The organism is Gordonia tangerina (assembly GCF_021556435.1).
Lineage (GTDB): Bacteria > Actinomycetota > Actinomycetes > Mycobacteriales > Mycobacteriaceae > Gordonia > Gordonia tangerina.
Map to the genome: position 1 here is coordinate 1 of NZ_JAKGCU010000036.1, position 18,018 is coordinate 18,018.

The 18,018-nt window shown below is 65.5% G+C and carries 21 protein-coding genes; 12 read left to right on the plus strand and 9 right to left on the minus strand.

The window, feature by feature from the left end:
* The first annotated feature begins 330 nt into the window (after window positions 1-330).
* The 3 genes from L1892_RS22925 to L1892_RS22935 all read left to right on the plus strand — a co-directional run bounded on the left by L1892_RS22925 (window position 331) and on the right by L1892_RS22935 (window position 2,046).
* Window positions 331-1,080 (plus strand): DUF4386 domain-containing protein, encoded by a 750-nt coding sequence (locus tag L1892_RS22925; protein ID WP_235726091.1) that lies wholly within the window; start codon window positions 331-333, stop codon window positions 1,078-1,080.
* Between the two features lie 126 nt (window positions 1,081-1,206).
* Window positions 1,207-1,548: an ArsR/SmtB family transcription factor gene (locus L1892_RS22930; RefSeq protein ID WP_235726092.1), complete on the plus strand. Its 342-nt coding sequence runs from the start codon at window positions 1,207-1,209 to the stop codon at window positions 1,546-1,548.
* 3 nt (window positions 1,549-1,551) lie between these two features.
* Entirely contained in the window at window positions 1,552-2,046 is a 495-nt protein-coding gene (locus L1892_RS22935; RefSeq protein WP_235726093.1) for an SRPBCC family protein, read from the plus strand.
* On the opposite strand, the gene L1892_RS22940 is transcribed toward L1892_RS22935, so the two are convergent.
* The gene (locus tag L1892_RS22940) at window positions 2,047-3,039 is read right to left on the minus strand and encodes a MerR family transcriptional regulator (RefSeq protein WP_235726094.1); all 993 of its coding nucleotides are present in this window, start codon (window positions 3,037-3,039) and stop codon (window positions 2,047-2,049) included.
* Window positions 3,040-3,048: 9 nt separating this feature from the next.
* On the minus strand, window positions 3,049-3,705 hold the full coding sequence (locus L1892_RS22945; RefSeq protein WP_235726120.1) for a HEAT repeat domain-containing protein: 657 nt from the start codon (window positions 3,703-3,705) through the stop codon (window positions 3,049-3,051).
* A 131-nt stretch (window positions 3,706-3,836) separates the two neighbouring features.
* Between L1892_RS22945 and L1892_RS22950 the strand changes: the two genes are divergently transcribed.
* Both L1892_RS22950 and L1892_RS24750 read left to right on the plus strand, forming a co-directional pair.
* Complete coding sequence (locus L1892_RS22950) at window positions 3,837-4,880, plus strand: NAD(P)-binding protein (protein ID WP_235726095.1); 1,044 nt, start codon at window positions 3,837-3,839, stop codon at window positions 4,878-4,880.
* Window positions 4,877-5,005, plus strand: coding sequence for a hypothetical protein (locus tag L1892_RS24750; protein WP_268900604.1), 129 nt, complete (start codon window positions 4,877-4,879; stop codon window positions 5,003-5,005). The genes L1892_RS22950 and L1892_RS24750 overlap by 4 nt, the downstream gene beginning before the upstream one ends.
* A 28-nt stretch (window positions 5,006-5,033) precedes the next feature.
* On the opposite strand, the gene L1892_RS22955 is transcribed toward L1892_RS24750, so the two are convergent.
* A complete protein-coding gene (locus L1892_RS22955) occupies window positions 5,034-5,834 on the minus strand; it encodes a crotonase/enoyl-CoA hydratase family protein (RefSeq protein WP_235726096.1) in 801 nt (266 codons plus the stop codon).
* A 111-nt stretch (window positions 5,835-5,945) separates the two neighbouring features.
* On the opposite strand from L1892_RS22955, the gene L1892_RS22960 reads away from it, so the two are divergent.
* Entirely contained in the window at window positions 5,946-6,509 is a 564-nt protein-coding gene (locus L1892_RS22960) for a YceI family protein (protein ID WP_235726097.1), read from the plus strand.
* 8 nt (window positions 6,510-6,517) lie between these two features.
* On the opposite strand, the gene L1892_RS22965 is transcribed toward L1892_RS22960, so the two are convergent.
* The 4 genes from L1892_RS22965 to L1892_RS22980 form a co-directional block, all read right to left on the minus strand.
* On the minus strand, window positions 6,518-7,387 hold the full coding sequence (locus L1892_RS22965) for a D-hexose-6-phosphate mutarotase (protein ID WP_235726098.1): 870 nt from the start codon (window positions 7,385-7,387) through the stop codon (window positions 6,518-6,520).
* A 78-nt stretch (window positions 7,388-7,465) separates the two neighbouring features.
* Window positions 7,466-8,470, minus strand: coding sequence for a YihY/virulence factor BrkB family protein (locus L1892_RS22970; protein WP_235726099.1), 1,005 nt, complete (start codon window positions 8,468-8,470; stop codon window positions 7,466-7,468).
* Window positions 8,471-8,781: 311 nt separating this feature from the next.
* Window positions 8,782-9,684 carry an alpha/beta hydrolase gene (locus L1892_RS22975; protein ID WP_235726121.1) on the minus strand — a complete coding sequence of 301 codons (903 nt, stop codon included), beginning with the start codon at window positions 9,682-9,684 and terminating at the stop codon, window positions 8,782-8,784.
* A 5-nt stretch (window positions 9,685-9,689) separates the two neighbouring features.
* On the minus strand, window positions 9,690-11,192 hold the full coding sequence (locus L1892_RS22980; RefSeq protein ID WP_235726100.1) for a flavin-containing monooxygenase: 1,503 nt from the start codon (window positions 11,190-11,192) through the stop codon (window positions 9,690-9,692).
* A gap of 128 nt (window positions 11,193-11,320) precedes the next feature.
* Here L1892_RS22980 and L1892_RS22985 point away from each other — a divergent pair, with 128 nt between their 5' ends.
* From L1892_RS22985 to L1892_RS23005, 5 genes are all read left to right on the plus strand, one after another.
* The gene (locus L1892_RS22985) at window positions 11,321-12,583 is read left to right on the plus strand and encodes a PucR family transcriptional regulator (RefSeq protein WP_235726101.1); all 1,263 of its coding nucleotides are present in this window, start codon (window positions 11,321-11,323) and stop codon (window positions 12,581-12,583) included.
* Between the two features lie 82 nt (window positions 12,584-12,665).
* The gene (locus L1892_RS22990) at window positions 12,666-13,031 is read left to right on the plus strand and encodes an ArsR/SmtB family transcription factor (RefSeq protein ID WP_235726102.1); all 366 of its coding nucleotides are present in this window, start codon (window positions 12,666-12,668) and stop codon (window positions 13,029-13,031) included.
* Entirely contained in the window at window positions 13,028-14,128 is a 1,101-nt protein-coding gene (gene arsB / locus L1892_RS22995; RefSeq protein ID WP_235726103.1) for an ACR3 family arsenite efflux transporter, read from the plus strand. The genes L1892_RS22990 and arsB overlap by 4 nt, the downstream gene beginning before the upstream one ends.
* Complete coding sequence (locus L1892_RS23000) at window positions 14,121-14,558, plus strand: arsenate reductase ArsC (RefSeq protein WP_235726104.1); 438 nt, start codon at window positions 14,121-14,123, stop codon at window positions 14,556-14,558. The genes arsB and L1892_RS23000 overlap by 8 nt, the downstream gene beginning before the upstream one ends.
* On the plus strand, window positions 14,555-14,971 hold the full coding sequence (locus L1892_RS23005) for an arsenate-mycothiol transferase ArsC (protein WP_235726105.1): 417 nt from the start codon (window positions 14,555-14,557) through the stop codon (window positions 14,969-14,971). Before L1892_RS23000 ends, L1892_RS23005 begins: the two co-directional genes overlap by 4 nt.
* Window positions 14,972-15,025: 54 nt before the next feature.
* Here L1892_RS23005 and L1892_RS23010 read toward each other — a convergent pair whose 3' ends face one another.
* Complete coding sequence (locus L1892_RS23010; protein WP_235726106.1) at window positions 15,026-15,553, minus strand: ArsI/CadI family heavy metal resistance metalloenzyme; 528 nt, start codon at window positions 15,551-15,553, stop codon at window positions 15,026-15,028.
* A 101-nt stretch (window positions 15,554-15,654) separates the two neighbouring features.
* Here L1892_RS23010 and L1892_RS23015 point away from each other — a divergent pair, with 101 nt between their 5' ends.
* Window positions 15,655-16,017 (plus strand): Rv2640c family ArsR-like transcriptional regulator, encoded by a 363-nt coding sequence (locus L1892_RS23015; protein WP_235726107.1) that lies wholly within the window; start codon window positions 15,655-15,657, stop codon window positions 16,015-16,017.
* Between the two features lie 145 nt (window positions 16,018-16,162).
* Here the strand turns inward: L1892_RS23015 and L1892_RS23020 are convergent, their stop codons facing one another.
* Complete coding sequence (locus tag L1892_RS23020; protein WP_235726108.1) at window positions 16,163-17,863, minus strand: hypothetical protein; 1,701 nt, start codon at window positions 17,861-17,863, stop codon at window positions 16,163-16,165.
* Between the last annotated feature and the right edge of the window lie 155 nt (window positions 17,864-18,018).

Below are 18,018 nucleotides of genomic sequence, written 5' to 3' on the forward strand. Positions count from 1 at the left end.
GCGATCCGCGCCTTCATCGACGGCTGGAACGACCGCTGCCACCCATTCGTGTGGACCAAACCCGCCGAGGAAATACTCGCCGGCGCGAAACGTAAACCAACTTCAGACGCGCAACACTAGCCGAGTGTCACAAAGGGCTCCAACATAATTCAATAGGTGCGTGGCTATCGCGGCCACAACGAACCAGTGCCGGGTCAGGGGAAATCCTCCGACCCGGCACTGGTTCGTATAGTTCACCCTTGACGAGACTTACAACGTAAGGGTACAGTCATCCAGACTTCAGCCATACACCGTAAGGTTGATTCGCCGCCCATCGATCGGAGTCACGCCATGACCGCACCGAGCACACCTCGCCACGAAACCTCCGTACGTTCGGCGGCCCGCTGGGCCGGACTGGGGTATCTGGCCATCTTCGCCCTGGCTATGTTCGCCAACTTCTTCGTGCTAGAGCGCGTGTTCGATCCCGCCGATGCGCAGGCGACACTCGACGGAGTCGCTGCGAACGGAGGCCTGCTGAGGTGGGGGATCATCGCGTTTGCGGCCGTGTTCCTCGTCGACATCGTCGTTGCGTGGGCTTTGTACGTGCTGTTCCGCCCGGTCCACCGAGATCTGTCCCTCCTCGCCGCATGGGCGCGGCTCACCTACACCGTGTTTCTCGGTGTCGGACTGGTCTTCGCGGTGGCCGCCCTGCTGATAGCGGAGAACTCCACCGAAGCGACGGCCGCGGACGTGCAGCTCGCAATGCGCTCGTTCGAGATGACGTGGCTGATCGGGTTGACCGCGTTCGGTGTCCACCTGATCGTGTTGGCCCGCCTGATGTCGGTTTCCGCCGGCGCACCCCGGTGGCTGACCGTTGCGCTCGCAGTGGCCGGTGTCGCCTACATCGTCGACACCGGTGCACACATCCTGCTGGCCGACTACGCGTCCTATGCCGACACCTTCCTGGTGATCGTCGCGCTGCCGTCAGTGGTCGGTGAACTCGGTCTGACCGTGTGGCTCCTGCGGATCGCCGCACATCGGACAGCCACGCCGGCCGCGACATCGCTCGAGGCCGAGCGGGTCTCGACGACGGTTTCCTGACTCCGCAGCGCCTCACCGCGCGGCACCAGGCGCCCAGGGCCCCTCCGACATGCGGAGGGGCTCTGAGTGTGTGCAATCGTCCCGTTCCACCCTTAACATACAACCACTTAGTTGTATGTTTGAGAGGTGACCGACGAGGACGAGGAACGAGCAGACGCCCTCTTCCATGCGCTCTCCGACCGCACCCGTCGCGACATCATGCGTCGGGTGCTGGCAGGAGAGCATTCGGTCTCGGTGCTCGCGGCGAAGTACGACATGAGTTTCGCCGCGGTGCAGAAGCACGTCGCCGTGCTCGAACGAGCAGGCCTGCTGGTCAAACGGCGCAGTGGCCGGGAACAGTTGGCATCCGGCGACGTGTCAGCGGTGCGCGCGGTATCGGACCTGTTGACCGACCTCGAACTGGTATGGCGGGGCCGAGTGGCGCGAATCGACGAACTGATCGAAACCGAAACACCATCGAAGGACTGAATCATGCCTGTCACCAATGTGTCTCACGACATCGACACCCGCACCCTGACCATCACGGCGGAGTTCGCGGCTCCGGTCGAGCGGATCTGGCAGATCTATGCCGATCCTCGTCAGTTGGAGAAGATCTGGGGTCCGCCGTCGTATCCGGCGACCTTCGTCGAGCACAGCCTGCAACCCGGAGCCCGCGTCACCTACTACATGACCAGTCCGGAAGGGGAGAAGTTCGCCGGTTATTGGGTGATCCAGACCGTCGACGAACCCACCGAGCTGACCTTCGACGACGGGTTCGCCGACGACGAATTCAATCCGGTCGAGTCATTGCCGGTCTCGCGAAACGTCTATCGATTCCGCGACGAGGACGGTCGTACGGTGGCCACCTACACCAGCACCTACGAAACCGCCGAGGGACTGCAGAAAGTCCTCGAGATGGGAATGGTCGAAGGTGCATCCAGCGCGATCAACCAGATCGACGCATTCGTGGCCGGCGCAGACAGGTAGTCACCGCCGCGGCCGCGCGTCGAGGATCACCGCAGCGGTCGCCCTGACGGTTCGGTCCGGGTCCGTGGTCAACGCGACGAGTAGCCCGTCGGCCGTCGGGGAGTCAATCTCACCGAGCGCCTGAGTGATCCGCAGTCGTGATCCGGCGTCCGCCGCCGCCAGGGCATCTCCGAGGAGCCGGGCGGCGTCGGTGCAACCGTGAGCGCTGAGACGGCCCAGCGCCTCGGCCGCTTCGACATCGCGTCGCCCGGTGTTCACCATCGCGACCAACACTGACGCCCCGGCGGGATCGCCGCGCTGGGCCAGCGCGATGGCCGCGCGGTCGCGAACGTCGGCATCGACGTCGTCGAGAGCGCTGCGCAATGGTGCCGTCGCTTCCGCGACGTCGATGCCCGAGATGGCCAGGACCGCACGGCGTCGGATGGTGACCTCGGTCGATCGGAGGCCGGTGACCAACCCGTCGAGGGCACGAACACCGGTGCGCGCCAGGGCCCAACGAAGAGCACCGGCGACATTCACGTCTGCCTCGGCGAGGACCGCGGCCACCAGATCGTCGACCGCGATCGCGATGTCGTCGGTGGGTGCGAGCACGGCCTGCTGACGTCGGGCACCGGAGTCGGACTCCAATGCGCGGGCCTGGGTGACGACACGTACGACGTCCGCCCAGTCGTTCGGTGCATGGTGTTGCACCCGTTCCAGGCGGGCCAGCAACTGGCGTTCGGCCTCGATCCGCTCGCGCGTCCGGGAGATCACGTCGTCAATGAGGTCGTCCGGGGAGAAATCGGGTTCGGCGAGAGCCTCTTTCACCTCCTCGAGCGTCAGCCCCAGCGTGCGCAGACTCTCCACGTGGAAGAGCCGGCGCACGTCGTCCGCCGAGTACTGGCGGTAGCCGCCAGTCGTGCGGCCGGTGGGGGTCACCAGCCCCAACCGGTGATAGTGGCGCAGCATCCGCGCACTGACACCGCAGCGCTGCGCCACCTCGCCGATCAGCATCTGCGCAGCCTACGCTTGCGCACCCACCGACACCCGCCGGGCTGCGTCGACCGACAGAACGAATGCCGAATCCGGATCACGGATCAGGCGTTCGGTTGCCGCAGCGTGCGCGCGGACGTGCTCGTCCGCGTGGGATGCGGCGTCGGCCACGACCTGCTGCGCGGCCTCGCCCAGGGCCAACAACGCCCTCGACAGACTCAGTTGCAGTTGGTCATCTCCCCGCCCCAACTCGATGCCCAGCTGCGCGGCGAGTGCGCGTGCGTCGTCGTCATCGTGACCGTGGTCGACCAACGAGACCGCGGCCCGCCAGGCGGTCCGTGCCACCTCGTCGTCGCGGTCGTGGATCATCGCGGCGACGTTCGAGAACACCTGTGGATCACCGATCTTGGACAGCGTATGCAGGGCCTGAGCGCGTGCGCGCGGATTGTCGGAGGTCAGCTCGCCGACAAGCCGGACGCGCACCGGTCCGGATGGCAACCTGCACAACGCCCACGTCATCATGTCGCGGACAAAGAAATCCGGCTCCACCCCGCTGCGCGCCACGAGGATGTCCAGAAATTGCTCGTCGGCACTCGTTCCCGCCGTCAGCGCAGCCTTCAGCCGCGTGGACGCGCTCGCAGCGTCAAACGCGCCGCTCACCTGGTGGTACTGGTCGTTCGTGATCATCACGATCACCTCCTTCACCGACCATCCAACAGGTTGTCACGGTGTCAAGGTCAAGCGTCGGCGTCACATGGACGTTCTCGGATACGATCCGCACAGACCAGCGCTCGTGTCGGGTGGCAGGAAGGCACACCATGGTGGACGCAACACTGAGCACCGACTACCTGGTCGTCGGTGCAGGCGCGATGGGGATGGCGTTCACCGACGCGCTGGTGGCTCATTCCGACGTACACGTCACCCTCGTCGATCGCCGGCACACGGCCGGCGGGCATTGGCTCGACGCTTACCCCTTCGTGCAACTGCATCAGGCGTCGGTCTTCTACGGGGTGGCATCCACAGTATTGGGCACCGGCGCCGTCCAGCAGGGCGGTCCGGAGCGGGGCCTCGGCGAACGCGCTCGACAGTCCGAAATAGTCGCCTACTTCGACGACGTCGTGCGACGACTGGTCGCTTCGGGGCAGGTCACCTTTCTCCCGACCAGTGACCATCACTGTGCTGACGGCACCCAACTGGTCACGTCGCGGGTCTCCGGTCGCACGTGCTCGATCGATGTCCGCCGCCGGGTGGTGGATGCGACGTACTCCGCGCCGACGATCCCGGCCACCACTGCGGCCCCGTTCACCGTCGCCGACGATGTGCCGGTCATCCCGGTCGGCGAACTGGCACGACTGTCCGACACCGACGCCATCGTGTGGTTGCTCGGCCACGATGTCGATCCCGACCGCATCATGTGGGTCCGCCCGCGCGAACCGTGGATGTTGAATCGGTCTGTGGTGCAGCCCGAGACCATCGAACGGGTGGTGCGGCTCGGACACATCCGCGCGGTCACCGCGCACGAGATCGTTCTGGAGCGCGGGTCGGTGAACCTGCCGCCGGATTCCGTGGTGGTGCACTGCGCGGCGTCGGGCCTGCGTTATCGCCACTCGTTCCGATCTTCGGCACCGACCGGATCCGACTGCAACCGATCCGGGCCGGCTTCCCGTGCTTCAACGCGGCCCTCGCCGGCTATGTCGCGGCCACCCGCGACGACGACCGCGAACGCAACCGGCTGTGTCCGCCGAATCGGCTGTCCGACAACCCGCGTGACTGGATTCACATGCAGTCACGCGGCAGCATCGCCAGCCGGACCTTCACCGCCGAAACCGATATCGCCGCGTGGGCCGACCGATGCGCGTTGAACCCGTCGCGCATCGACCCGTCGGTGCGCGACACCCCGGAGATCCGTGCGGCACTCGCCCTGCTCGCCGAGTGCTCACCGGACGGCCTGGATCGTCTGGCACGGCTGGGTGGCGGATCGGCGTGACGAGCCGTCTTCGGCCACAACGGATCCGTCAGTCCGGGTCGGCAAAGACCGGCGCGTGCCGCGCCATACCGGCATGCACCGCTTCGAGCTGATTGGGCGAACCCATCAGACCCACTTGCAGCTCGCTCTCGAGTCTCAGTGCGGCCGCCGAATCAGCCCCCGACCACGTGCGGTCGTAGAGGTTCTTCGCGGCACGGATCGCGTGGGGCGACTTCGCCGCGATCTCGTGGGCGAGTTCGAGTGCCACGGTCAGCGGATCGGAGACAGCGCGCGTCACCAGCCCCATCGCCTGCGCCTCGGTTCCCGAGACGATCCGACCGGTGAAGGTCAGCTCCTTCGCAACATCCGCCGGGAGAAGCCGCGGGAGGGCCTGGGTGATACCCATGTCGGGGACCAGCCCCCACTTGATCTCCATGATCGACAGCCGGGCGTCGGGGGCCGAGTACCGGATGTCGGCACCGAGCGCGATCTGCAGCCCACCACCGAAACAGTTGCCGGTGATCGCCGCGATGACCGGGGCGGGTACCGACGCCCAGTCGACGGACACGCGCTGTGCCCGATTGGCGATGCTGTCGTCGTCGCGGTCCAGCAATGACGACGCACCACCGCCCTGACCGAGACTGGTGATGTCGAGTCCCGAACAAAAGCTCTTGCCGGCTCCGTGCACAACGACCGCACGCACCCGCCGCTCGTCGCGCAGAGTGGACGTGACCTCCAGCAGGGCGTCGAACATCGCCCCGTCGAGCGCATTGTGCTTGTCCGCCCGATTCAGGGTGACCTGCGCGACGCCGGCATCATCGATGGAGAGCGTGATCCTGTCTTCATTCATCGGCGCGATGCTACGGGGCCCGCCGAGGCGCGTGTGGCCAGACGCCCATATTGGCCGGGTGCGCAGGTTTGTGGCCCCGCAGACCCATGGTCGACCCGTAGGCTGGCACCCGTGACGGACACGACCTGGCATCTGACCGCGTCCTCGGGTTCGGTAACCGTGTACACCGATGTCGCCGGTCGTGCGGCCCGTGCCGGCCACCGCCTGATCATCGAGATGCGCGAGTGGTCGGCCGACGTCACCTGGGCGGCCGGGGTGCCGGTCGGGCTCGAGGCGGTCGTGCTGGTCGACTCGCTCACGGTCGTCTCCGGCACCGGCGGACTGACGCCAATGACGGGCGCCGAGCGAGCGGTGGCCCGGGTCAATGCGCTGAAGTCGTTGGAAGCGGACAAGTTCGGCGAGATCAATTTTGTCGCGGAGGCGATCACCGCGACCGATGAGGGTTTCCGTGCCCACGGGACCCTAACCGTCCACGGAAGACGCCGCGCCCAGGCCGTCGAACTGCTGGTCACGGAGACCGATGATCGATGGGACATCAGGTCGGAGACCATCCTCGCGCAGACCGACTTCGGCGTGCGCCCATACTCTCTGATGATGGGTTCACTCAAGGTCGCCGACGAGGTCCAGGTGATCATCGACGTGTCCTACACCAAGGAGTGTGATGTCCCGCAGTAGCCGCGGCGTCATCGGGCACTGACCGAGATCGTCTGGCTCAGTGTGTGGGTGCCGCCGGCCGGCACGACGATCGAGTCCGGACCGGCGTTGGCCGCCTCGACACACAGAAACTCATGCCAGTGCGGACCGACGTCGGTCATACCCGCAGCGCCGTACTCACCGGGGTTCCACACCACCGCGCTCCGACCACCGCGTACGGTCACCTCGATCACCCGTCCCAGCCCGGGATCTATGAGCCGGTACCGCCCGCCCGCTGCGGGGTAAACCCGGTCGCTACGCGGGTCATCGCCAGGTAGCACCCAATCGCCTTGCTGAGCATGCGATCTCATACCATCGAACTTGTCGAGGTAGCTCAGCCCGTCCAGGCCGCCGACCCGTACCGACCCGACGTCTGCCACCCGGAAGTAGTTGTGGAAGGCCTCGGTCATCGTCACCGGTTCGGAACTCGGATTGTGCGTGCGTAGTTCGTGCTCCAGGGCGGCACCCACTCGCACGGTCAGCTGCGCCTGCAGAAGTGTTTCGGGGATCTCCTGCGGTGCCAATACGAGCTCGACACCCTCGGATCCGTTTGCCCGCCCACCGATCACATCCCACCGCGCGGTGCGGGCGTATCCGTGTGACGGCGCATCGTCGGGCTGTCCCTCGCGCGCGAAGTACGGCCAACACAGTGGCACGCCGCCTCGAATCGGGGTGGGCGGTGCGGCGAGCAGGGGAGACAGCCAGATGACGTCGGCGGTAGCGTCCGCCGGGAGGAATGACACGACCTGCCCACCGAACAGGGAGATCACGGCGACCGCCTGCGGTGTCTCCACCACGACCGCGTCGAGCCCGTGGAAAGTGTCGTACCGTACGCCGCCGATGTCGTCAGATGTCGTCACATTCCCAGAATGTCACAGCGTGCCACACCACAGTGCGGCGTAACCGGGTCGAGTCGTCTCCGCCGCGCCGAACTCACGTCACGGTTCCTCCGGCGGCGAGTCGTCGTGGGATCGCGCGTCGTCACGCTCGTGCCGACCGAACTTCACATCGATCTCCTGGAATCCTTTGTGGCGCTGCGCCTGCGCTTGTGCCTGATACGCGGCTCGATCACCCCGGGTCAGTACCACGTTGTCGGTGAACGGCGTCAACAGCGACCGCGGGTACAGGCGATCCACGCGCACTGCGTTGATCTCCATGCACACCACGGCCATCACCGATGCCAGGTACAGAAAGGCGAGCAGACCCAGCACAACGGCGAACACCCCGTTGGTGGCGCTGGCGTTTGCGATGACGCGTTGGACGAACACGCTGCCAAAGGTCTGCAACGCCTGCCATCCGATCGCGGCGACGATCGCGCCGGGCAGCACGTCACGAACACTCACGTCGCGGGCGGTGCCGAACCGGAATCCGACCACGAAGACCCCCGCATACAGGATCACTGGCCCCACGATCGCCAGCACACGACCGTTACCGACGAGGTCGATGGAGGCAATGACACCGTTGAGGACGGTCAGTCCGATGACTGCCAGCCCCACCGTCGACAGCAACATCGCACCTTTGAGTCGCGCCTGGATCGGATTGGGTCGTTCGTTGCGCGGCACCGCCCACACGATGTTCATCGCATTCTGGATGGCGACGGACACCCCGAGCGCGCCATAGATCGCACTCACCACACCGATGGTCACCGCGGTCGCCGACCCGCTGAGTTGGCCCTGCTCGCCCAACTGTTCACCGACCACCGGGATCTGCGAGAGCGCCGAATCGACAATCTGCCTCTGGAGTTCAGGATTGCCCTCGAGGACAAAACCGAGCACCGAGGTGAACACCAGCATCAGCGGGAACAGCGAGATGAAACCGTAGTAGGTGATCAGTGCGGCAAGGTAGCCGCCCTGATCGTCGAAGAATTTGTACGCGACAGCGAGGGGATACCCCGTCTTGGGGTAGCGACGCTGGAAGCCGTCGATGCGCGCCGCCACCGACACCCTGCGCCACCTTTCGTCGAACCCAGAGACCTGATCCGGTCGGCTGGTTCGTTACGCCGGGCGGCTCCGCTGCGGTGAGTGTATGTCCTTCACTATGTCGACGCACGGCACACGCCGAGTGTCTCGGGTAGAGCCGATCAACGCCTGACCGCACCTCCCGGGTCGTGCGCCGGTGCGGCTGCCGATGTGTGAACTCGATGAGCAGGTGGGCCGCCAGCTCCAGCTTCTCGCATGAACCCCAAGGCGTCTGCGACTTCGCACGCGTCGCTTATCACTTGTTGCAGCATCACTGTCAAGCGCGATCGCCGGCGTCACGCCAATGCACCGACCAAGAAATCGACTTCGTCTGCGAGCGCCTTCTGCTGCCACGGACCGAGATACACATCGAAGTGGTCGACGGGATACTCCAGCACGGTGGTTGGGCCGCCGGCGCGACGGGCCGCCCTGCGGGCGGCGTGTGGGGGAGCCACTCGGTCCTCGCTGCCGATCTGCACGAGCGTCGGACAGGTGATCTTCGGCGCGTGTGTGACCGGCCGGTTGAACGCAACCTCCAGCGAGGTTCGCGCACACACCTCATTGCGCCAAGTGGGGCCACCGATGGCCTCATAACCCTCCAGCGCGCCGGGAGCGGCGAGCACAGCGAGCGAGCCCGGCTGCGCAGCCAGCGGGATCTGATGCGGCGAGCCGCCGGTCAGCGTCTGAAGCACGTCCCGCAGTCCGTGGCCGATCAGCTTGAGCGGCGCAACCGGTCCGGCGCAGCGAGCGATCTGCCACACCGCCGCCGCGCCGTCAGGTGCAGGCACGAGTGACACCACCGCGGCGACCCGCGGGTCGACTGCCGCGACGGCAAGGACGTGGCCACCTGAGTAGGAGGTGCCCCAGAGCGCGATCCGGTCGGGGTCGACACTCCGCAGCCGGCGGGCCGCGTCGACGGCGGCGTGGTAGTCCTGACGCTGCCTCCGGTAGGACACGGCTTGGCGAGATGTGCCGTCGGACGCGCCGAAGCCGCGGTAGTCGAATACGAGCGAGTCGATGCCGGCGTCGGCGAAACCCTCCGCGAAATCGAGCAAGGCGGTGTCACGCGTTCCGCCGAAGCCGTGTCCGATCACCACACACGGCCGCCTCCCTTTCCTGGCGAGGCCATCGGAGGTGGCTCGCACATGCCATGCGGCACAGCGCACCCCATGGCTGGTGAACGTGATGTCGGAACGCAGGGCACTCATGATGCGACAGCGGCGGTCTCGAGCCGAGTCGACTCGAACTTCAGCGCGGGGTCGGCGACCGGGCCGTGCTCGAGACGCTCGATGTCGGCCTCGTAAGCCATCTTGACGGTCCACGGTCCGGCGGTTCCGGCCTTCGGAAACGTCCCGATACGCCGCTGCACGTATCCCGAGCTCATGTCGAGCAGCGGAGTACGCTCCATCGTCGAGTCGGTCAGCACGGGGGTCACGACGTCCATACCGTGCTCGTCCATGTGAGCGAGGAGCCGCATCATATGGGTGCAGATGAGGTCCACCTTCAAGGTCCAGGCGATGTTGGTGTATCCGATCGCGAACACGAAATTGGGGACACCACTGAGCATCATCGCCTTGTACACGACCGTGTCGGACACATCGACCTGCTCGCCGTCGACGCTCAGGTCGATGCCGCCGAACGGCATGATGTCGAGACCGGTGGCGGTGACGATGATGTCGGCGTCGAGGTGCTGTCCCGATGTCAGCGCGATGCCGGTCTCGGTGAAGGCATCGATGTGGTCGGTGACCACCGAGGCCTTACCGGATGAGATCGCAGTGAACAGATCACCGTTGGGCACCATGCACAGGCGCTGATCCCACGGGTCGTAGCTCGGGTTGAAATGTGTGTCGACGTCGTAGCCCTTGGGTAGGCGCCGCTTCACGTCGGCCATCAGCAGCTTGCGAACGACCTTCGGCGCGCGCTTGCTCGCCTTGAAGATGCCCCGGTTGAGTGCGATGTTCTTGCGCCGGATGATTCGGTAGGCCTTGTCGGGCCCGACCAGCTTGTTCATCGTGTTCGCGATCACGTCTTCGCCGGGCAGGGACAGGACATAACTCGGGGAGCGCTGCAACATCGTGACGTGGGCGGCCTGTGCGGCCATCGCCGGGATCAGGGTGACCGCGGTGGCGCCGCTGCCGATCACCACCACCTTCTTACCTGTGTAATCGAGATCGTCGGGCCAGTGCTGGGGGTGGATGACCTGGCCGCGGAAGGTGTCACGGCCCGGGAACTCAGGTGTGTAGCCCGCCTCGTAGTTGTAGTAACCGGTCCCGGAGTAGATGAATCGCGCTGTGTACGTTATGGGGTCGCCGGTCTCGGCGTCGGTGGTGCGGATCGTCCAACGTCCGGTGGCCGAGTCGAAGTCGGCGCCGTCAACCTTGGCGTTGTAGCGGATGTGCGCGCGGATGCCGTTCTCGTCGACGGCCTCGTTCAGGTAATCGAGAATGACGTGCGCGTCGGCGATGGACTGTCGGTGTGTCCACGGCTTGAAACCGAATCCGAAGGATGGCATGTCCGAATCGGAGCGGATGCCGGGGTACCGGAAGAGGTCCCAGGTACCACCGAGTGCCGAACGACCCTCGAGGATCGCAAACGACGTGGACGGACGCTTTGTCTTGAGATGGTAGGCGGCTCCGATGCCGGAGATACCGGCGCCGATGATGACGACGTCAAAGTCGGTGTCGGTGGGCGGTGTGGTGGGGACCATCGCAAGGCTCCTTTGTGATCTCCGTCGATCGTGACCGTCATCACGGTATGGGAACCAAGGACCGCGATCTATGGTGGTTCACACATTGATTGCGTCCCTCTATGGAAGATCCGACATATGCTGGGTTGATGGCTGATGTCGACGTCTCACTGATCAGCGACATCGCCGGGCGCATGCTCGAGGAACTCGACGATCTGGTCGACGCGATGAATGAGTCCGTTTCCGAGATCGTGCCCAGTCTCGCCGCAGATCGTGCCATCACCGAGGAGATGTCTGCGAGCAATCGGGCCAACATCGAGAATGTACTGCGAAACCTGCGTGACGACCCGAGCGGCCCACTGCCGGACACACCGCCGACCGAGGCTCGCGAGATCCTGCGCACAGTTGTGCGCCGTGGGCTGGAGCTCGATGTGATGTTTCAGTCGTACCGGCGTGGACAGACCGCGGTGTGGCAGCGTTTCATGCAGATCGCGCCGATGGTCGTGCCCCCGGGCCCGGAACTCGTCGCCGTCATCGAGCGATTCGCCGAGGCGATGTTCACCTATGTCGACCGGGTCCTGCTCGATCTGGTGGCCGAGGCGCAACGACTGCGCGAAGAGATGCTCGGGGGCGCACTCGCCCGGCGGACCGAGACCGTCCGGCTGATCTTGGACGGCGCACCGATCGACGAGCGGGTCGCGACGGGACGGCTGGGCTACGAGGTCGCACGTGACCACACCGCAGTGGTGTTGTGGCTCGACGATCCGGTCGGAGATGACGGCACCCTGGAATCGGTTGCGGCATCTCTGGCCCGTGCCTTGGGGGCTCGACCACCGCTGAACATCTCCGCAGGCGTTCGCACGATGTGGGCGTGGTTACCGAGGGAAGGCGACGCAACCGTCGATCGCCTCCGCGATGCGGCAAATGCGGCACCCACGGGCGTACGAGTTGCCGTCGGGCCCACCCGCTGGGGGCTAGCGGGATTCCGGTCGTCGCACGCGGACGCCCTGGTCGTCGAGCAACTGGTCGCCGAGAATGCGGGTGGCGACCGTCTGGTCACCTTCGGTGACATCGCACCCATCGCGGCTCTGGCGCGTGACGAACGGGCCGCCAGTCAGCTCGTCTCCGACACGCTGGGTGCACTCGCCGCCGACGGCGAGCGTGCCGACCGTCTGCGCACAACGCTGCGGGTGTATCTGTCCGAGGCCGACAACGCGTCGACAACGGCGGAACGCCTGCACACGCATCGCAACACCATCTTGCAACGCGTCGGCAAGGCGACCGAATTGCTCGGGCACCCGCCCGGCGAACGCCGATTGGCGGTCATGACCGCGCTCGACATCGTCCATTTTCTCGGCCCGCGCGTCCTACCGGGCGGGCCGCCCACTACGACGGCTACTCAATGGGGGTGACCGCAGCTGCGCGAATGACGTCATGATGAACTTTGGGTTCAGCACATTGACCCCTTACTTCGACGTATGTGAATATTGACGCATGTCGAATCAAGAGCTTGTCCTGACCGCCATCGGGGGCGGTATGACCCCGGAACGGGCGGGGTCGTGGGCGCCGGCGCTGAAGGCGCTCGGGGATCCCGTGCGGCTGCGCCTCCTCGGCGAGGTCGCCGCCTCGCCCGGTGGCGAAGCGTGCGTCTGTGACATCTCGGGTCCTTTCGATCTGTCGCAGCCGACGATCTCACATCACCTCAAGGTGCTGCGGGAAGCCGGACTGGTGACCAGCGAACGACGCGCCACGTGGGTGTACTACCGCGTCAACTCCGACGCTTTGGCACAGCTCGCCGCCGTGCTGAGCGACCTCGCGGCCGTGGTGGGAGAGCCGACATCGTGTGAGGTTGCCGAGTGAGCGCGACAGACACCGCAGTCGCCGGACGGTTGTCGGTCGTGGATCGATTTCTGCCGGTCTGGATCGGGGCGGCGATGGTGGCCGGCCTGCTGCTCGGTCGGGGCGTCCCCGGTCTCGGCGACGCGCTCGCAGCGGTGGAGATCGACGGAATATCACTGCCGATCGCCCTCGGCTTGCTGATCATGATGTACCCGGTCCTGGCCAAGGTCCGGTACGACCGACTGGACTCGGTGACCGGAGACCGGCGCCTTCTGATCGGCTCTCTGGTGTTGAACTGGGTAATCGGCCCGGCGCTGATGTTCACGTTGGCGTGGCTGCTGTTACCGGATCTCCCGGAGTACCGCACGGGTTTGATCATCGTGGGGCTCGCGAGATGTATCGCGATGGTCATCATCTGGAACGACCTCGCCTGCGGCGATCGCGAGGCGGCCGCCGTCCTCGTCGCGTTGAACTCGATCTTCCAGGTCATCATGTTCGCCGTCCTCGGCTGGTTCTATCTCTCGGTGCTGCCCGGATGGCTCGGACTGGAGCAGACCACGATCGATACCTCCCCTTGGCAGATCGCCAAATCGGTACTGATCTTCCTCGGCATCCCGCTGCTCGCCGGCTTCGTGACCCGCCGTCTAGGGGAACGCGCCAAGGGCCGGGAATGGTACGAGAGCACGTTCCTGCCGCGACTGGGACCGTGGGCACTGTACGGACTGCTGTTCACGATCGTCATCCTGTTCGCATTGCAGGGCGAACAGATCACCTCCCAGCCGTGGGATGTGGTGCGAATCGCGGTGCCGTTGTTGATCTACTTCGCGGTGATGTGGGGCGGCGGTTTCGTCCTCGGCGCGGTGATGGGCCTGGGCTATGCGCGCACCACCACATTGGCGTTCACCGCCGCGGGCAACAACTTCGAACTTGCGATCGCGGTCGCGATCGCCACCTACGGCGCTTCGTCCGGTCAGGCGCTGGCCGGAGTGATCGGGCCGCTGATCGAGGTCCCGGTGTTGGTGGCGCTCGTCTATGTCTCACTCGCCCTGCGCAACCGCTTCACTGATCTGCGCCAGCCGTCCCTGGATCAACCGAAGGAGTCTGTTCGCGATGTCTGAGAAGCCGGCTGAGCAACGGCCCAGCGTGCTGTTCGTCTGTATTCACAACGCCGGCCGCTCCCAGATGGCGGCGGGCTTCGTCGCGGCGCTGGCCGGCGATCGGATTGAAGTCCGCTCGGCCGGGTCTGCGCCCGCCGAGACCATCAATCCTGCCGCCGTCGATGCGATGGCCGAGCTCGGCATCGACATCTCGGCCCAATCACCCAAGATCCTGACTTCGGAGACGGTGGAAACCTCCGACGTGGTCATCACCATGGGCTGCGGCGACGCGTGTCCGGTGTTTCCCGGTGTGCGTTACCGCGATTGGGCTCTCGACGACCCCGCCGGCAAAGGGGTCGACGCGGTGCGGCCGATCCGAGACCGAATTCGCGAGCTGGTCGTCGAACTCCTCGAAGAGTTCGACACCGCCGGCAAGCAGGCCTCGCGGTGAGTCAACCGCGGTCGGTGCTGTTCGTCTGTGTCAGCAATCGGGGCAAATCGGTGATGGCCGAAGGCCTTGCACGGACGTTCGTCGGAGGATCCATCGCCGCTTCCTCGGCGGGAACCGCGGCCAAGATCGGTGCTGCGCCCAATGATCTGTCGGCGGAGGCGCTCGCCGAGGTCGGCGCCGACATCACCGGACATACACCTCGTCAACTCACCGACGAACTCATGCGATCCGTGGACATGACTGTCATGGTCGGAACGTCGGCCGTGATCGATGCACCGGAAGGCATCGTGGTCGAGGTGTGGGAAATCGACGAACCGTCGTTGCACGGCATCGACGGGATCGAAAGGATGAGACGCATCCGCGACGAGTTGATCGATCGGATCAAAGACCTGTCGCGACGACTCGCTTCCTGATCCGGGCGGTGGAGCAGATGGCCGCCACCGCGGGCATCCGCTCCACTCATCAGGTCAGCAACACGCGGCCCGGGTATCGGCCGAGCTGTCGGCGGCCACGGCGTCGCTACTGCAACAGACCGAATCGCAAGTGATCTGCTCCGTGACGTCGTTCTGCGCCGGGCCGGCCTGCCTCGAATCGTTGTGCGCCAACTGTTTGGGGCTGTCACCGAACCGATCGGCGTCGGCGAGCACGGTGTAGACCTCCCACTTCTCCTCACCCGGGCCGGTCACCCACACCTTGTCCTGCGTGGCGAAACAACAGGTGGTGTTCATCTCCTCGTCGGTGAAAAGACCTGCGCTCGAGAGCCGCTCGATCTCGGCATGCACCTGCTCACTCGTCTCGACTTCCACGCCCAGATGGTTGATCGAGCCACCCCGCCCGGGGTTCTCCAGAAGTACCAGCTTCAACGGCGGATCGGCGATGGCGAAGTTCGCGTATCCCGGCTTGAGCTTCGCCGGTGCAGTGTCGAACAGCTTCGAGTAGAACTCGACAGCTTGATCCACATCGTCGACGTTCAGAGCGAGTTGCATGCGGGACATGACCTACCACCAATCTGGAGTGAGACATATATCGAATTACCGGACAGAATCCAGAGTGCCACCTTTTCGACATATGTCAATACACCGCGTAGGGTGAGTGGATGCCGAAGTCTCTGCCCGTCATCGATGTCAGCGCGCCAATATGTTGCACACCCGTCTCCGCGGCCCCCGTCGACGACGCGACTGCCCTCGAGATCGCACTGCGACTCAAAGCGCTCGCAGATCCGGCACGCATCAAGTTGCTGTCGATTCTTCTCGCCGACAACGCGGATGGGATCTGCACATGTGACCTCGCGACCGGCCTCGGGCTGACCGAGGCCACCACCAGCCATCACCTCGGCCAACTCCGTAAGGCAGGCATGGTGACCCCAGAGCGACGCGGGATGAACGTCTACTACCGGGCGCAGCCCGAATCGCTCAACGCGCTGTGCACGGTGCTCGGGACGTCGCCGAACTGCCGCTGATCCGGACCGCAATCTCCTCCGGTGGCGGGGAACGCGCGCCTTGATCCGTGCGGAACTGCGGGGACGCATAATCCAGTTGCCGGCCTGCGGGAAGTCGGTTGAAATCTCGTGTTCGCTGATACCCCTCGCCCCGAGGGGGCAGCTTCTAGGGGTGTCGGCAGCGTCGGTCGCGATAGAGGTACATCACTCCGGCGCGCGGTGTCGCCGACGGTCTGCAGAGGCCTGCGTGTGCTCGTCGCAGCCGTGCACGCAGAGCGTCGCCGACCGCCAGGGTCTCGGGACAGGTCAGGATTGGCGTGGCAGTTTCTGGGTGGGTGCCACTCGGGCGGGCGCCGAGCGGATCGTGGACTGGAGTGCCGTCCCTACCCAGTGCTTCGACGGGTTCGGGACGACGACACTCGGCGCGGCGGCCGCGGGGATCGTCACAAGGGGATGGCTCGGCTGTAGGGGATGTGACGTCGTCTGAGTTGCCGGCGCGCGAACAGTCGGCTGCCGACCCATCCCGGGACGACGGTTCGAGCGCGGTCTCGTCGGTGAGAACAGTATCGCCCGTGCAACTTTCGGCGTCGCCCACTCGTATCTCGCACCCGCGGGCGCTGTCCTCACCGACACCGGCTTCATCGATGCCGGGCTGTTCTCTGGGCGCTTCGGCCGATGTCGCTTCCGCCGATGTCGCTTCCGCCGATGTCGTTTCGGGCGGTGTCGTTTCGGGCGGTGTCGTTTCGGGCGTGGTTGTTTCGGGCGTGGTCGTCGCTGGCATGGTCGGGCCGTGTGTGGCCGTGGTCTCGGGTGTGACCTTGTTGTCGTCGACCGCGGCCGACGGGGTCGCGTTGGCGGCCTGCTTGCGGGTGCGGGCGGTGCAGGTGTCGTAACCGCATGCGCATTCCAGGCGCACGTCGGGGACGCTGTGGATTTCGGCGAGGGCGATGGCGCGTCGGTGTCCGACGCGGCGCGGGTCGCGGCGGCAGACCCGTTCGGCGATGAGGTCGGCGATGCGGTGTTGGAGGTGGATGGCGTGTTCGGCGCTCAGGCAGGCCGACATTTGCATGTGGCCGAAGGCTTCTTTGGCGAAAGTGACGTTCTGGAAGGCTTGAGCCACGTCCTCGCGGGCCTGGGCGTGGGCGTCGGGGTCCAGACTGATCAACGCGCTGTCGAGTTCGTCGCGCAGCACGGTGTCGGGAGTGGGCCGGTAGGCCAGTTCCAGGGCGATGTCTTCGAAATCGACGGGCGCGTCGGCCGGATCCTCGGGTGTCTTCTCGTCAACTGTGTCGTCCGTGGAGCCCGGGTCGTCACCCGTATCCGTGTCGTCGGTGCTCGCGTCGTCGTGGGCGCCGGTCTGCCCGTCTGTGGCGGGTTCGTCATCTGTTGTCGTGGGGGTGGGTCGGGGGCCGAGCGCTTCGTCGAGGATGTCGTTGAGGCGTGGTCGCAGGTTGCCTTTGGGGGCGGTCTGCGAGCTGGTGGCCAGTTCGGTGACGCGGTGGGTGCTGAAGTCTCCGGCGAGGTAGGCCAACCGGATTTTGGGCAGGTCGGCCAGCATGTGCGCCAGTGAGGCCCATTCGCCGGCTTTGCCGCGGGTGATGCCCAGTTGCAGGGAGATCTCGCCGATGGCGTATTTGTGGGCTGTGGTGTGGGAGCTGGAGTTGGCGTGTGGGCCTTGTCCGTTCATGCGGTCGTTGTAGGCGCGGTCGCCGATCATGCCGGCACCGAGCACGGTGCGGGCCTCGGATTGGCGGCTCAAGCGCAGCGTGTCGCGCACACCCTCGGCGTAGGCCATCTGTTCGGCGACACCATCGAGCGGCGCCGACAACACGGTGTCATCGGCGTCGTGATCGGTGAAGGAGAACACCAGACGACCCTTCTTTTGAGACGGCGGCGGCCAACGAATCAGGAACTACAGTCAGGCTAACGATGGGATCCGACAACAACGGTCCACCAGCATCGGAGGATGCGGCACCGGCGCGGCGTCATCGAACAAATCCAGAGTATCGACGGGGTACGACA

Coding starts and splice junctions, on each gene's coding strand:
- L1892_RS22935 (WP_235726093.1), top strand. CDS start 1,552: ATGCCTGTCACCAATGTGTCTCACGACATCGACACCCGCACCCTGACC.
- L1892_RS22925 (WP_235726091.1), top strand. CDS start 331: ATGACCGCACCGAGCACACCTCGCCACGAAACCTCCGTACGTTCGGCG.
- L1892_RS23000 (WP_235726104.1), top strand. CDS start 14,121: ATGTCTGAGAAGCCGGCTGAGCAACGGCCCAGCGTGCTGTTCGTCTGT.
- L1892_RS22955 (WP_235726096.1), bottom strand. CDS start 5,834: ATGAATGAAGACAGGATCACGCTCTCCATCGATGATGCCGGCGTCGCG.
- L1892_RS23015 (WP_235726107.1), top strand. CDS start 15,655: ATGCCGAAGTCTCTGCCCGTCATCGATGTCAGCGCGCCAATATGTTGC.
- L1892_RS22940 (WP_235726094.1), bottom strand. CDS start 3,039: ATGCTGATCGGCGAGGTGGCGCAGCGCTGCGGTGTCAGTGCGCGGATG.
- L1892_RS22990 (WP_235726102.1), top strand. CDS start 12,666: ATGTCGAATCAAGAGCTTGTCCTGACCGCCATCGGGGGCGGTATGACC.
- L1892_RS23010 (WP_235726106.1), bottom strand. CDS start 15,553: ATGTCCCGCATGCAACTCGCTCTGAACGTCGACGATGTGGATCAAGCT.
- L1892_RS22945 (WP_235726120.1), bottom strand. CDS start 3,705: ATGATCACGAACGACCAGTACCACCAGGTGAGCGGCGCGTTTGACGCT.
- L1892_RS22985 (WP_235726101.1), top strand. CDS start 11,321: ATGGCTGATGTCGACGTCTCACTGATCAGCGACATCGCCGGGCGCATG.
- L1892_RS22980 (WP_235726100.1), bottom strand. CDS start 11,192: ATGGTCCCCACCACACCGCCCACCGACACCGACTTTGACGTCGTCATC.
- L1892_RS22950 (WP_235726095.1), top strand. CDS start 3,837: ATGGTGGACGCAACACTGAGCACCGACTACCTGGTCGTCGGTGCAGGC.